Raw genomic sequence first — 13,177 nt, 5'->3', positions numbered from 1 at the left:
GAGTGGTCGAGACTACACCAGGACCATTGCACTGCTCACTGCGACATTCTTCAATCGTCTCATGTGGTGTGATTATTCACCTTGAGCCTGATCAGTTGATGAATTCGCTTGCTTTTTGCTAGCCTCGATCCAGTCCGCTGGCACGAGTCGTACGCCTCGGCGCGCCGCTAGTGTCTCACGGCGTCTTGAAACCATCGTTCATCAACGAGGTTGACATGGTCGCTCACAATTATCTGCATTCGTGGAGACAATTCGTCAACTACGTCGCGCATTACTAGGAACATGGCCGGCACAGCCTGCCGATCCGCATCCTCGGCCGCCCCAGCATTTCTAGCGATATCTGATGGGTAGAAAGCCTGAGTGGGCTGGTCGATCATCAGAAATCGCGGTACAGGTCGATCATTCTCGACGAAGTATCGATGGAGGGCGAGGTGTGTCGCTAGATGATATCCGGTCCAGTTCGCCGCACTGCCGATGCGTTGTAGTGGCAATGGCCCATCGCTCGTGTCAGTTACTACAGTCAGGTTCGCAAGGTCAAGGCGTACTCCGTCCTCGACATGTTCGAGTCCAATGCGTCGGGCCAGATCGGTCATGGTGCGACCAACGATGTTGAGCCGAGACAGCAGCTGTTCTCGGTCCACGTCTTCATCGAGTGCTGCGAGTAACGGGTCACCTGCGCGTTTGCTGTATCGAGGTGCGACGAAGGCTCGCGGTAGCCGTCGGCGTTGACGCCGGTGGCGATCAGGGCGTGGACATTGACCACGCGCCCGTTCTCGCGGACCTTCGACACCAAGGCGTCCGCGGCGACGAACGTGTAAGGCCCTTGGTCCAGGGGCCGGCTGAGGAACGCTTCGACCTGCGCGTCCAGATCGCGGGCCATCATCGACACTTGTGACTTGGATCTGCCGAGCCGAAGGCTCGTCGAGGCGTTTACACCACCGGTAATAGGTCGACGAAGCGATACCCAGCACCCGCAATACGAGCTCGACCGAGTGCTGGCTGTCCTTGACGAACCGCACGATCACCTCCGGGTCTGGCCGAGCTCCGAGGCGAAATACGCACTCGCAGAACGCAGGATGTCGTTCACCCGCTCCAACTCGGCCACCTGCTTACGCAGCCGCTTGTTCTCCTCGGCCAGATCAGTCGCCGGAGGTTCGGGGCGTCGGCCGGTGTCGGCTTGGCGGATCCAGTTCCGCAGCGCCTCGTGATGTACGCCCAGCTGCTGGGCGAGTTTGCGGATCGTCGGTTTCGGGTCCGACTCCAGATACAGCCGGACCGCTCGGCCTTCAACTCGTCCGGGTATTTCTTCGGTGCTGCCACGCGGGGCTCCTTCCTGGTCCTATCGGACCATGTTCAGAGCCCTCCAAGGAAGCGAAGGAACCTCAGGACGACCACAACGGATGGGTTTACACGACTGCACAGCATGCAAACGGTCTGGCTCGGGTGCCTGCCCCGATCGGTGTCAATCACATGGCTGCAGGAAGCATCCGAGTTATCGGACTCGATGACCCACGACACATCCGGACACGGCGGCCCGGTTACGCTAGGGACGTGAACGCCCCGAAAATACAGCCGGACGACGGGCAAGCCAACCGCAGGGAGCGAATCCTGCAGGCAGCGGTCGAAGAGTTCGCCAACAAGGGTGAGGCAGCGGCCAGAATGGACGAGATCGCACGCCTAAGCCAGGTCAACAAGCAGCTCCTATACTACTACTTCGACTCAAAGGCAAATCTCTATACCGCAGTGCTTCAGCGAATGGTTGAAACGAATGTCGGCCTGTGGGAGGACTTGGCGAAGTCCGAACTCTTCGACGGGGTTCGCCGTTTGCTGTCGGCAAGACAGGACGACGGCATCGAATGGTCTAGACTTCTCGCCTGGGAAGGCATCGAATACGGCAAGTTAAAAGGGAGCAAGAGCATCGTCCTCCAGAGCCGTAGGACGAAGGCATACTCCAATATGGCCGATTTGTTTCGTCGTGCGCAGGCCACCGGTGATCTGGACTCGCAGATCGATGCCGAGATGCTCACCATCGCTTTCACTCTGGTGACCCTAAGCAAAACACTTCTGCCTCAGGTTGTCGAGATGGTGACCGGTCTCGATCCAACCAGCAAGGAATACGAAGAGCGGATGAAGTCCTTCTTGTTGGATCTTATGCATCACTTGGGACCCAACGAAACTTCTCAGGACTGATCGGGCAGTAGATCGGCATAGATGTTAGGGCGGTTGCGGTTGTGAGAGTTGGAGCAGACTGACCCGCAGGAGGTCTCGGTGCCGAAATCCTTTACGCCGTCGATGCGTCGGCAGGTGTGTGCTCGGCTGCGAGCCGGTGGACCTGTCGCTGTAATAGCAGCCGAAACAGGGATTTCACCTGCCACATTGTTCCGCTGGAAGGCGCAGGTTCTCGTCGATGCATGAGTTCGAGAAGGCGTGCCGAGCGTGGAGGCCGACGAGCTGGCCTCAGCGAAGAAGCGGATAGCGGCGTTGGAAGCCGAACTGAAACTCACACGCGACGCCTGCGAACTAAGGTGCGCGGCGTCGCCCGCTGCATTGTCAGGCCGGTATTGCGCAGCCAGTTGTAACCGGCATCTCCACCGATGTCCCACCGCTTTCGCCGCCGCAAGGACCGTCCCGCCCCTGGCCGAGCAGCCGGAAGAACTCATCCCTCTGCCGCTGGGTGTACTTTGGGGCTGCTGCACGATGTAGTGATGGCCTGTCCCCAGTGATTGAGCCGTCTGGTTTAGAGTCGTTGTGGCCCTGGTCAGGGCTGAAAGGGACACTGAAGGGCATTGCTGGACCCTAAGTTGATAAGGGTCCGGAGCCGGTCTTCGGATGCCTGGGCCGGTGGGGTGTGGCTGATGTGCTGGATGTTGTCGTTGTGGCTTCATTGTGATATGCCGCCCTACCGACCTGGACTCTCCGGCCGCTGATTGAGAGCTGCTGCAGATCGTCGCTGTTTAGGGACCTGCCGGCGGGGTTGTCCACGGGCGCAATCACTTCGATGGTCAGGAGCATGTGGGTGACAACTCGCCCTCAGATATGGGTCGGGGATCGACGTCGGCAAGACCGCGCATCATGCCTGCGCAGTCGACGAGACCGGAAAGACGCTGTTCAGTCATAAGTTCGGCAACGATCAGGTCGCGATCGAGGCGCTGATCGCTCGTAGCGGCCAGGCCGCTGACCAGGTGCGGTGGGCCATAGACCTGACTTCTCCGATGGCATTGCTCTTGATCAAGGTGTTGTTGGCCACCGAGCAGTTGGTGACGTATGTGCTGGGCCGGGTCGTCAACTCGATGACCACGGATTCCGCGGTGCTTGGATTCCCATGATCGTCGCAACACCTCTGGAGGTCGCGGCGTTGGCTGGTCCGAAGTATTCGAAGGCGTAGCGGGAGTTGTTCTTCGATCTGCTCGATCGTGGAGGCAATGTCAGGGCCGCGGCGGTCGCGGCGGGGTGCATCCAGGTGCGGCGTATACGTGGTGCGTAAGAGCGGGTTGGTGATGCGTCGCGGTAGTCCACGCCCGTATTCTGCGCAGGAGAAGGCCGAGTTCTTTCGGTTGCTGGCCGAACGCGGCAACGTGTCGGCGGTCGCGCGTGAGCTCGGATTCACCAGGGTCACGTGTTACATGTGGGCTCACCAGGCCGGGATTTTCACCAGCGAGGCGCGGCGGGTGCCGCCGCGTCGGGAGGAGTTCCTGCGATTGCGCGCCGAGGGGTTGACTCGTGCGCAGGCGGCCCAGCGGGTCGGCGCCGACAAGCGTTCGGCGGCGAACTGGGACAAGGGCATCACGGTCATCCATCGGGGCCGTGTCTACCCCGACGGTCGGGTGGTTCGATATCCGGAACCGATACTGGCAGATGTGAATTCACCGCGCACCGCCACCGTTGGGTGGGGGTCGACCTCGATCGAGTCGAGAAGGTCATTCATCCGCGGTATCCGAGCCTGTTGGAGCGCGAACAACTGCGTGATCTGCACCGCACCGGGATCTCGATCCGCGCGATCGCCGCCGAACTGGGTCGCTCACCTTCGACCATCAGTCGCGAGTTACGCCGCAACACGACCTCGGCGCGGGGATCTGCCGCACTCAGCGCACCGAGCCTCGGTCGCGCGCAGGTTGCGGCCGCGGGAAACGAAGCTGTCGGTGAACGCACGGTTGTATGGATCGAAAGAAACTGCAGTCGAAGTAGTCGCCGTAGCAGATCAGCAACCGCCTGGTCATCGACTTCCCGACCGATCTGCGGATGCGCGTATGCACCGAGACGATCTACCAGGGCATCTACCGTCCACGCCCACGGCGAGTTGAAACGCGAACTCGCTCGACAGTTACGTCGCGGACGCGTCCGCCGCAGAGCCTCACCGCGCCCCCGCCATCCGTCGGCCGCGTTTCGTCGAGCCGATGACGCTGATCACCACACGTCCACCCGACGTCGAATCCCGCGCAGTGCTGGGACATTGGGAAGGCGATCTGGTCATCGGCGCACCAACCCGTTCGGGCATCGCGACTTCTGCGAACCGGGCTCTCCATGGCAGCGCAGCAGCAACGACAACACGAACGGGCTCCTACGCCAATACTGCCCACGCGGCAGCGACCTCAAAGTCCACACCCGACCGCACTGCAAGCCGTCGCCGACGAACTCAACAACCGACCCCGCAAATGCCTCGCCTGGCAAACACCCACCGAACGGCTCAATGCTCCACTGGGTACCTCGTAATCCGAACCGCTGCGACGACTGCTGGAATCCAAGCGGTCCGATGCTCGGAAATATTGCTGAGCCACAACATGTTCGGCCGATCCGCGGTGAATTTGCGGTGGACGAGATCGTCATGGACCGGCGGGCCCGGTCCGCTGCACTTCCCACGGCGTGGCTTGCCGAACACACTCCACCACCTGTTCGTCGAGCAAATCCGCCATGCGGTCCGCGTGGCCATCGGCTCACCCGCCGCTGCGGCTTCATCGGCCAGGAACCGGTATCCGAACTCCGGGTCGTCGCGGTGGGCATCGAACAGGGCGTCGGCTCGGTAGGCCTGCACGATCTCGGTCGGGGTGACCGGTCGGACCAGCCACCGGTAGTACGGTTGGCGGGCGCGCTTCAATACCCAGCACGTCACCACGACAGGAATCCCGTCGGCGGCGAGCTCTTTCACGAGCGGGTAGATCTTTTTCCGGCAACTGGGCTTGCGACAGATACGCCGCCGCCCGGCGCAGGACCTCGTTCTCCTGCATGAGCAGGCGGTTGCGGCGCCGCAATTCCCGCAGTTCGGCCGACTCGCCACTGCTGGTTCCGGGTTTGCCACCCGCACCGATGTCAGCTTGGCGCATCCGGTTCGACAATGTCATCGGATGAATCCCGAAATCCGCGGCGATCTGATCCAAGGTCACCCCGTCCTCACGCTGACGAGCGACCCGGGCCACATCCTCACGAAACTCCTGGGGTAGGGCTTGGGCACGATGAACATCCTTCCAGGCCCACCTCACGGCAAGCCAGATCGATGTCACCCATCCGTGCAGCAACCCCTTCTGCCATCGGAATTATCAATGGCGGCTGCCCTTCCATTTTCCGCTTCGTCGTCTAAGTCAGTTCACGACCACAGATCCGCCACACGGTCCCAACTCCAGCGCGAGACCTCGACCGACACCGGTCAATATTGCGACATCGCCCTACAGATCACTCATCGAGCGTCTCGAACACGTGCGACCGGCAGCGAGTTTAGCTGATTGATGAACACAGACCATCCACGCTTTGGCTTACCATTCGGTTCAAGCTTGAAACCACGCTTGATCATTTCCTCGAACAGAATTCGCATTTCAAGTTTCGCGAGAGCACTTCCGATACAGCGATGAGGCCCGCTGCCGAAAGCCAGCGTCGCGGTCTCCTTTCGCCACGGATCGAATCTGTCTGGTTCGTCGAACACAGCCGGGTCACGGTTAGCTGCGATGAAATAGAGATTTAGTACGTCGTCCTTACGAATCATTTGTCCACCCAACTCGGTGTCCTGCGTTGCGGAACGAGTCATATACATAGGTGGGCTGATAAGCCGGAGGAACTCGTCCACCACCTTATCTGCCCCAAGCTCCTCAATGCCTCGGAGGGTTCTCTCCGCCACTTCCGCGTCGTCGAGAATCATTCGCATCGACTGACCGATCGCAGTGTGCGTCGTCTCGTATCCGGCAGTCTGAAGAAGATTGAGGAAGTCGTACATCTCACCTTCGGACACATCGCCGCGCTCGTACGCGTGCAAAATGACCGTAGTCATATCGTCCTGCGGATCGTGAAGCTTCTGCGGCACCAGCTGTGTACGGTAATAGTCTTCCACCTCGCGGACGTTTCTCATTACCTCTTCGTAGTCGCCGGACGCATGCGCTGCAAAGGTCGCGACGGTTTTATCGACGACAAATTGTCGTTCGTTGCGCGGCACTCCCTGAATTTGCGCGATAACGGCCGAGGGAATGGTCTGCGCTATTTCGGTCACGTAGTCGAAATGACCCAGCCCGTCAACATGATCGAGCACCTCCGTCACGATCTCCCGCACCCACGGCTCGAAGTTCTTCACAACCCGAGGCCCGAAGGCGGCCGCAGCTACGCGGCGGACCCTACTATGACGAGGCGGATCCATAGCCACTAGGTGATTATAGAGCGGGTTTACGGACAGGTCGGTCGACACCGGATTGTTGGACATCGGCCACGACGGCCCTCGTTGCGACGAGAAGACCGCTGGGTTTGCTTCCGCTTCGAGAATGTCAGCGAAGCGGGTGACTACCCAAAACCCTCCGTGAACCGTGCCGATGGCAGCGGGCTGCCAGTACAAACCGGACATCTCCCTGATCGATGCGAACGCATCGAAAGGTACACCAGGAACGAACGTCTCGGGGTCCGTAAGATTGGGAATATTGACGGTGTCGACAGTGGCGGTCACTGATTACTCCTTAAATCCGACCTGTGGCCGAGTGGCCATGGTCACACTCTATGCCAACCGTTCAGTTGAGTCAATAAGTTGTTCGATACGAGACCCATGAAGCATGGGTTTGATTGCAAACTACTACGCTTGTTAGTCTGGTGGTCGGAGAATATTATCGAGACACAGGGTCTCTAGCTCCGAGTATTCGGCAGCGCGATGAAGAAATGCCGGTCAAAAGATCTTTCGAGAGCGGTGTATCCGATGCGCTATCGCGAGTAGACGCCGACAATTCGCGCCTGGCCGATGACCCGGTTGCCACATCGGGCTAAAAACTCACCGCGAGACGGTTCTCTCTCTCCCTTACCTTTGAGTGCATACACTCGGATGTTAGTGGTGATCGCCGGCTCCAGGCGGAGGCAGCGGGCCAACCTAACCTGGCATACCGAAGTCGCTGATTCCGGCGCGACAAGGTCTCGGGTTGCGAGATGTTCCACGAAATCGGGGCTAGTCCGTACCTCAACCAATGCGTGAATCCATTAGGTAGTGGCGCATCTGGATCGTGAACAATCAGAGCGATTTCACAAGTACCCGTCAGGAACGTCGCTGACAAGGGATGTTACCGGATTCGACAGAGAAGCGGTCCGCAAGTCGCACTCCTGTGCGAAAGTCCGTACTCCGCCTCAGCCACCTCACGTTCCCCGGCCACAGGAAAATAGCCCCATTCAACGTCGTCGAAAGGATCGAAGCAGCGGAACGTCTCCCCGGTCGCCGACGACACCCAGTCGTCTCCGATGAGCATCTCGTACCGTTTTTCACTCGAAAACTCTGGGAAACGGCCACGGTCGGTATCCACAAGCTTCGAAGGAGTGATGGTCATTTGCGCCTACTGTCTTGGATCGGGTGTCTGCATTCGTTATCCGGTCAGCCATCTGCCGCCGAAAGCGCCAGCACGCCAGTGGTTTCGCTCGATGCCCGACAGCAGACCGGCGCCGAAGTAGTCACCGCTGCGGGACTGTTCCGGCAACCAAGGACTTCAGGGGCAATCCGAGATTTCGGAGCAGATCCTTAGAAACGGTCACGCGAGCGGCGACCAGTTTCTTGGCCGCCGCGAACTCAGCGGGGCTGCATATGACATCTGCAGCGCGAATAGCACCGTCCTTGAGGTAGAAGGCAGCGAACTTCCTACCGACGGTGCTGTCTCCTCGGACCACGACGTCATCGCATCCGGTAAACAGCCCCACGGCCTGGAGTTTCACGTTGTACTGGTCGCTCCAGAACCACGGCACGTCGGAGTGGGCATCCTCAACACCCGTGATGTGGTCAGCGACCAGGCGCGCATGCGCCACCGCGTTGGGCATCGACTCCAACCGACGGAGGCCACCATGCTCGGAACACGGATGGCGAGCAACGTCGCCGATCGCGTAGACGTCCGGATCTTCGGTAGAACAGTGTGCGTCGACGAGCACGCCGTTGTCGACGGCGAGGCCGGCGTCGCGTGCGAGTTCGTCGTGTGGCGTAATGCCGATACCGATCAGCAGCTCGTCAACCTCTGCTTCGGTTCCGTCATCGAGTGTCACTCGCGTGATACGACCCGATTCGTCGTGCTGGAAACTCTCGGGCCGAACGGACAGTCGGACGTCGACGCCCTCCTCCACATGCACCCGCCGAAAGAACTCGGACACCTCTGGGACGGTCACCCGCGCGAGCAGCCTCGGCGCCGTTTCGATTACCGTCACGCGCATACCGATCTGGCGCAGGACGGCCGCGACTTCCAGACCGACATACCCTCCACCGATAACTACAAAGCGCCTATTCGGAACGAGCGTTTCACGCAGCCGATCGATGTCGGTGATTGTGCGAACGTAGTGGACATTCGGCGCGCCGCTGAGAGCGGCGTCGACGATCCTGCGCGGACTTCCTCCGGTCGCAAGCACGAGCTTGTCGTACCGCACCACGCGCCCGTCGTCGACGACGACCGTCTTGGCCGGGCGATTGATTGCGGTCGCCGCGCGGCCGGTCAGCACCTCGATTCGGTGGTCCGCGTAGAAACTTCTCGGCCGCAGGTACAGATCTTCTATCCGAGACTCACCGCGCAGGTACGCCTTGGACAGTGGGGGCCGGGTATACGGAAGATGGTCTTCCCTTCCGATCATGGTGATCGCTCGGTCGTAACCACCCTGGCGAAGGGCGGCCGCAAGTTCGCCACCAGCATGTCCGCCGCCGACGATGACGACACCGGGCGCGCTCGACAACTGAGAATCCGTGGTCATACGTTTCCTCGTGTCCTAACGCTGCGTCTCGGGAACATGGAGAACGAGGCCATGAAGTTCCTGCGTGCATTTGATCTGACAAGCGAGACGGCTTGCTTCCGTCGGCTCCTCCGAGGTGGCCTCGAGCATGTCCTCCTCGTCGGCCGTCCGCACCGAGAGCCGTTCCGTCCATTCGCTGTCGACGAAAACATGGCAGGTCGCGCAGGTCAGGTCTCCGCCGCACTCACCGATGATTCCCGACACCAGATTGGCGGTCGCCAATTTCATGATGTTGCAACCCTCTTCGCCATGCACTGTCTGCCGCGTGCCATCGGGCTGAACAAAGGTAATGTCGACCATTGAGTTATTCCTTTCTAGGCCCTGGCTGCGACGAGCCGACGCCGGTTTCGTACAAGGGGTCGATAGGACAGTGAAACGTGTTCGGTCCATCGCAGTGACGCTTCGGCTCCGACCGGGGAGGCCCCAGTGAGGCGCGCTGGTCACCACGCCGGACGACTGCCGATCGAGGTCACCGACAGCTTCGCGGACAGCCGACCGGATGGATGACGTTCGCGCCGATCTCGACCATCGACCGCGACTTACGGTTAATCCGAGAGTCGAGTAGCGAGGTCGGCGGGTCCGCGAAGCCTGCGCTGAACGTCGCCGCGGAGGTCGGGTCACCGGCCGACTGCTCAACGGGCAGCCTCGGTCCAGACCGCGACCGTGTCGGGTCGCCCTGCGCAGATCGGCGGGTTCAGGCATCTCAAGTTCGAATGCGGAATGCAGCATCGAATCCTCCTTGAGCCGATGGCCGAACGAACGCAGCGCTTCGCCGCACTGGGACTGTATGCCAACTGGTCAGATAAGGCAACAATGCCTCCAATAGGTCCTGTTCAGACGGTAGTTACCCTTTTGATTCAACCGAACAGTTGACCTCACATCGGTCCCTCGGGCTTAGCCGCCTATCGACACTCCGGAAGTCACCGTCGGCGCATGCGCTACCTCAGCGGGGCCGGGCAGAATGCGGCCATCGCACCTGAGTGTGCGGCCACGGTGGTGTTCACCGGGAACGTATCGACACCGTTGGGGCGCTGGAGATCGGTGTGAAAGAAGTCGCCGCACCGGAGCAAGTGCTCGCCCAGAGCGGAGGAACTGGCGACGAAGGCCGCCTACTGCTCTTGAGTTCCACGGGGCGGAACCAAACTATGCTGGCCGCCCGGCCGGCACCGCGAAGAACGTGTGCCCGCGCCAACGTTACCAGGAGTCGCGACCCACGCCTGCCTCGCTCAGGTAGTTCGATCGAACGGATCGCCAGGTTGCCCGGCGTCGCAGAATGGGACCAAGTGCGTGCCGACGGGACACGGCTCCAATTTCTAGCACCGTGGATTGCTCCCAGTTCTAGGCCGGACGAAGACCAAGCCCCCGCAATGAAAGGATTCCCCGGGTGGCGGCCGAGGACCTCGCCGACTAGGGCGAAGCGGCGGTCAGAATGGACGAGATCGCACGATGCAGTCGAGTCAATCTGCAAACCGCCGGTGATTTGGCTGCACGAATTGATCCGAGATGCTCACTATCGCGTTTACGCTGGCGACTATGAGCAAACGTTCTTACCTCAGGTCGTCGCGATGGTGACCGGCCTCGATCCATCCAGCGACGAGCACGCTCAGGATATGGAGTCTTTCGTGTTACCACTCATGCGCCAGCTGGGTCCAGCGGAATACTGCTCCTGAATTATCTACCCGCCTATAATCCGCTCAGAGAAGCCGGACTCCACCCTCGGTCGACAGCCCGTCCGGTGCGTTGTGGACGCAGCGGCAAACGCAAAATTTGCGCGGGTTCGCAGTTCGACGAACCATCCACAGCGTGAAGCCGGCGGGTCCTGCAAATCGCACCCCGCGTACTAGTCACCAACTGGTTGATGTATAATTCACTTCACTACTTCATAGGCGTCAGGGGTGCCGATGCAATTGCGAACCAAAGCCACACTGTATCGAGGTGGGACGAGCAAGGCGATGATCGTCCACACACGAGACCTGCCGACGCAGGATCGAACGCTGCTCCAGGAGTGGCTGCTCGCGGCCTTCGGCTCTCCCGATCCTCGCCAAATCGATGGGATAGGCGGAGCCAATATGCTGACCAGCAAATTCGCGTTCGTCGGCCCGCCGAGTGTTCCAGGAGCGGACGTCGACTACACATTCGCTCAAGTCGGCGTAGACGCCGCCTACGTCGACTGGACGATCCTCTGTGGGAACATCAGTTCGGCTATAGGGCCCTTCGCGATCGAAGAGGGCTACGTCGCGGCTACCGGTGCGTCCACGATGGTCAGAGTGCACAACACCAACACAGGCAAGATCTATACGGCGCGCGTGGAGACGGATGGCGGCCTCCCCAGGACTAGCGGTGATGCTGTTGTCGATGGGGTGCCATCTTCCGGCTCGCCTGTTGCCCTCGACTTCAAAGGGGCCGGCGGCGCCATCACTGGCAAGTTGCTACCTACCGGCCGCAGACGGGATAGCCGGTACGTGCCCGGATTGGGACCTGTGGAGTACTCCGTCATCGACATGACGGGACTCTTCGTGTTCGTGCATGCGGAGCAGTTCGGGCTGTCGGCTTCGGCCGACCCACACGTTCTGGAGAGTCAGGCCGATCGGCTCGGGGTGGTCGATGCCTTCCGCGCAGAGATCGGGAAAGAGTTCGGTATCGACTCGCCGATCACTCCGGCTGTCCTACTCATCGGCAAGAGCGCCGACTGGGATTTGATCGGCGGGGTTGGTCGTCGGTCGGCTTCCGATGCCGATCTCCACGTCCGTTGCACGGCGATCGGAAAAGTGCACAGCTCGATCCCAATTACAGGCACGATGGCGACAGGAGTAGCAGCTTCCCTGCCTGGGTCGGTCGTCTCGGATGTCATCGAGGGTGCTCCCGATCCGTATCGAATCGGCCATCCGAGTGGTGTCGTCTCGATACAGGCGGTCTCCACGGGACCCGACCCGGCCCCCGAGATCGTCAAGGCCGAGGTGATCCGGACCGCGCGGCGAATTTTCGATGGCGCGATCTCCGTCGACCCGGCCCGCCTCTCGAAGCCAGAAGAATTCAGTGCTTCTGCCCCGCCGCTGACCCAGTAGGACCCCTCGGGGGCATATCGAAGCCGGGTTCCGCCGAAATGACCGGCGAACCGCCCAGGCGGCAGGGTCTGCCCGCACGACCGGTTCGCCGGCAATGGACTGGTCGACGCAGGTGGAGGTGAGCAGCGGGAAGCCTTCCGCTGCGGAGAAGGGAAAGCCGGGCACGGATGCGGAAAATCTGCGGAGTCTGTGGCACGCGCTCTCCCGTCGCCGCCGCGCGTTCTCAGCTGTCGTACTACGGTGCGTACCCTGCAATCACTTGATCGCGAAACCACCATCCACTGGCAACGCGACTCCGGTTATGTAGCGCGCCTCGTCGGAGACCAGGAAAAGCACCGCGTTGAGCTCGTTGCGACGGGGGAGGGCTAACCTCAAGGCCGCTTAGTTTGGGTGTGTGGCGTGTTGTCAATGGGTGGTGGGTGAGGGCATCGATCCCGGTTCACGGGTCGGTGAGGGGGTGTTTGTTCAGGGGCATCTCGGTGAGTTGACCCAGATCGTGTCGTTCGACTTGGTCGATGCCGCGGGCGCGGTCCAGGAGCGGGTGCGGCTGCTGCCGTCACGGGTGGCGGTGTATCTGCTGCTGGCGGGTGCGTTGTTCGAACAGATCGGTTACCGGCAGGTGTGGGCGCGGCTGGGCAGCGGCCTGGCCGGTCCGGTGGTGGCCGCGCCGAGCACCTCGGCGGTGTCGCAAGCGTTGCGGCGGGTCGGCAGCGGCGCGCTGCGCTTGTTGTTCGAGCTGGTGGCCGGGCCTGGTGCGGGCGGGATTCGGTGGCGCGGCTTGCTGGTGTGCGCGATCGACGGCACCACGTTGTTCGTGCGGACACCGCGAGCAATTCGCGCGTGTTCGGCCGGCAACCGGCCCGGCCCGACGCGGCGGCCGGGTATCCGATGGTGCGGCTGTTGACTGT

12 protein-coding genes and 4 pseudogenes are annotated in these 13,177 nt (G+C 61.1%); 6 read left to right on the top strand and 10 right to left on the bottom strand.

Features of this window, described 5'->3' with window-relative positions; all coding sequences use genetic code 11:
- Positions 1–167 precede the first annotated feature (167 nt).
- The 3 genes and pseudogenes from ACZ60G_RS35980 to ACZ60G_RS35970 form a co-directional block, all read right to left on the bottom strand.
- On the bottom strand, positions 168–641 hold the full coding sequence (locus tag ACZ60G_RS35980) for a DUF3732 domain-containing protein (protein WP_465815967.1): 474 nt from the start codon (positions 639–641) through the stop codon (positions 168–170).
- 65 nt (positions 642–706) lie between these two features.
- Positions 707–901: pseudogene (locus tag ACZ60G_RS35975) on the bottom strand (transposase); the annotation flags it as partial.
- A 120-nt stretch (positions 902–1,021) separates the two neighbouring features.
- On the bottom strand, positions 1,022–1,303 hold the full coding sequence (locus ACZ60G_RS35970) for a transposase (protein WP_465816062.1): 282 nt from the start codon (positions 1,301–1,303) through the stop codon (positions 1,022–1,024).
- A 248-nt stretch (positions 1,304–1,551) separates the two neighbouring features.
- Between ACZ60G_RS35970 and ACZ60G_RS35965 the strand changes: the two genes are divergently transcribed.
- The 3 genes and pseudogenes from ACZ60G_RS35965 to ACZ60G_RS35955 all read left to right on the top strand — a co-directional run.
- Entirely contained in the window at positions 1,552–2,190 is a 639-nt protein-coding gene (locus ACZ60G_RS35965) for a TetR/AcrR family transcriptional regulator (protein WP_465815965.1), read from the top strand.
- Between the two features lie 78 nt (positions 2,191–2,268).
- Positions 2,269–2,415 (top strand): transposase, encoded by a 147-nt coding sequence (locus ACZ60G_RS35960; protein WP_465816061.1) that lies wholly within the window; start codon positions 2,269–2,271, stop codon positions 2,413–2,415.
- 632 nt (positions 2,416–3,047) lie between these two features.
- Positions 3,048–3,310 (top strand): annotated as a pseudogene (locus ACZ60G_RS35955) (IS110 family transposase); the annotation flags it as partial.
- 321 nt (positions 3,311–3,631) lie between these two features.
- Here ACZ60G_RS35955 and ACZ60G_RS35950 read toward each other — a convergent pair.
- Entirely contained in the window at positions 3,632–3,784 is a 153-nt protein-coding gene (locus tag ACZ60G_RS35950) for a hypothetical protein (protein WP_465815963.1), read from the bottom strand.
- A gap of 102 nt (positions 3,785–3,886) precedes the next feature.
- On the opposite strand from ACZ60G_RS35950, the pseudogene ACZ60G_RS35945 reads away from it, so the two are divergent.
- Positions 3,887–4,710 (top strand): annotated as a pseudogene (locus ACZ60G_RS35945) (transposase).
- Here ACZ60G_RS35945 and ACZ60G_RS35940 read toward each other — a convergent pair.
- The 5 genes from ACZ60G_RS35940 to ACZ60G_RS35920 all read right to left on the bottom strand — a co-directional run bounded on the left by ACZ60G_RS35940 (position 4,685) and on the right by ACZ60G_RS35920 (position 9,504).
- The gene (locus ACZ60G_RS35940) at positions 4,685–5,143 is read right to left on the bottom strand and encodes a hypothetical protein (protein ID WP_465815961.1); all 459 of its coding nucleotides are present in this window, start codon (positions 5,141–5,143) and stop codon (positions 4,685–4,687) included. The pseudogene ACZ60G_RS35945 and the gene ACZ60G_RS35940 sit on opposite strands and share 26 nt — an antisense overlap.
- A gap of 525 nt (positions 5,144–5,668) precedes the next feature.
- Positions 5,669–6,913: a cytochrome P450 gene (locus tag ACZ60G_RS35935; RefSeq protein ID WP_465815959.1), complete on the bottom strand. Its 1,245-nt coding sequence runs from the start codon at positions 6,911–6,913 to the stop codon at positions 5,669–5,671.
- A gap of 307 nt (positions 6,914–7,220) precedes the next feature.
- Positions 7,221–7,505 (bottom strand): hypothetical protein, encoded by a 285-nt coding sequence (locus ACZ60G_RS35930; protein WP_465815957.1) that lies wholly within the window; start codon positions 7,503–7,505, stop codon positions 7,221–7,223.
- 388 nt (positions 7,506–7,893) lie between these two features.
- Positions 7,894–9,165 (bottom strand): NAD(P)/FAD-dependent oxidoreductase, encoded by a 1,272-nt coding sequence (locus ACZ60G_RS35925; protein ID WP_465815955.1) that lies wholly within the window; start codon positions 9,163–9,165, stop codon positions 7,894–7,896.
- Between the two features lie 15 nt (positions 9,166–9,180).
- Positions 9,181–9,504: a 2Fe-2S iron-sulfur cluster-binding protein gene (locus tag ACZ60G_RS35920; protein WP_465815953.1), complete on the bottom strand. Its 324-nt coding sequence runs from the start codon at positions 9,502–9,504 to the stop codon at positions 9,181–9,183.
- A 1,601-nt stretch (positions 9,505–11,105) separates the two neighbouring features.
- Between ACZ60G_RS35920 and ACZ60G_RS35915 the strand changes: the two genes are divergently transcribed.
- Entirely contained in the window at positions 11,106–12,269 is a 1,164-nt protein-coding gene (locus ACZ60G_RS35915) for a PrpF domain-containing protein (protein WP_465815952.1), read from the top strand.
- Between the two features lie 255 nt (positions 12,270–12,524).
- Here ACZ60G_RS35915 and ACZ60G_RS35910 read toward each other — a convergent pair.
- Positions 12,525–12,611: pseudogene (locus ACZ60G_RS35910) on the bottom strand (SDR family oxidoreductase); the annotation flags it as partial.
- A 115-nt stretch (positions 12,612–12,726) separates the two neighbouring features.
- On the opposite strand from ACZ60G_RS35910, the gene ACZ60G_RS35905 reads away from it, so the two are divergent.
- Complete coding sequence (locus ACZ60G_RS35905) at positions 12,727–13,173, top strand: transposase domain-containing protein (RefSeq protein WP_465815950.1); 447 nt, start codon at positions 12,727–12,729, stop codon at positions 13,171–13,173.
- Positions 13,174–13,177: the final 4 nt, after the last annotated feature.

Source organism: Nocardia sp. NPDC102475 (assembly GCF_055584605.1).
This window is presented reverse-complemented; position numbering and strand designations above follow the sequence as displayed.

Bases quoted from the DNA above. Each gene is read 5' to 3' on its own strand.
- ACZ60G_RS35925 (WP_465815955.1), bottom strand. From the start codon at position 9,165: ATGACCACGGATTCTCAGTTGTCGAGCGCGCCCGGTGTCGTCATCGTC.
- ACZ60G_RS35920 (WP_465815953.1), bottom strand. From the start codon at position 9,504: ATGGTCGACATTACCTTTGTTCAGCCCGATGGCACGCGGCAGACAGTG.
- ACZ60G_RS35915 (WP_465815952.1), top strand. From the start codon at position 11,106: ATGCAATTGCGAACCAAAGCCACACTGTATCGAGGTGGGACGAGCAAG.
- ACZ60G_RS35950 (WP_465815963.1), bottom strand. From the start codon at position 3,784: ATGCCCTTGTCCCAGTTCGCCGCCGAACGCTTGTCGGCGCCGACCCGC.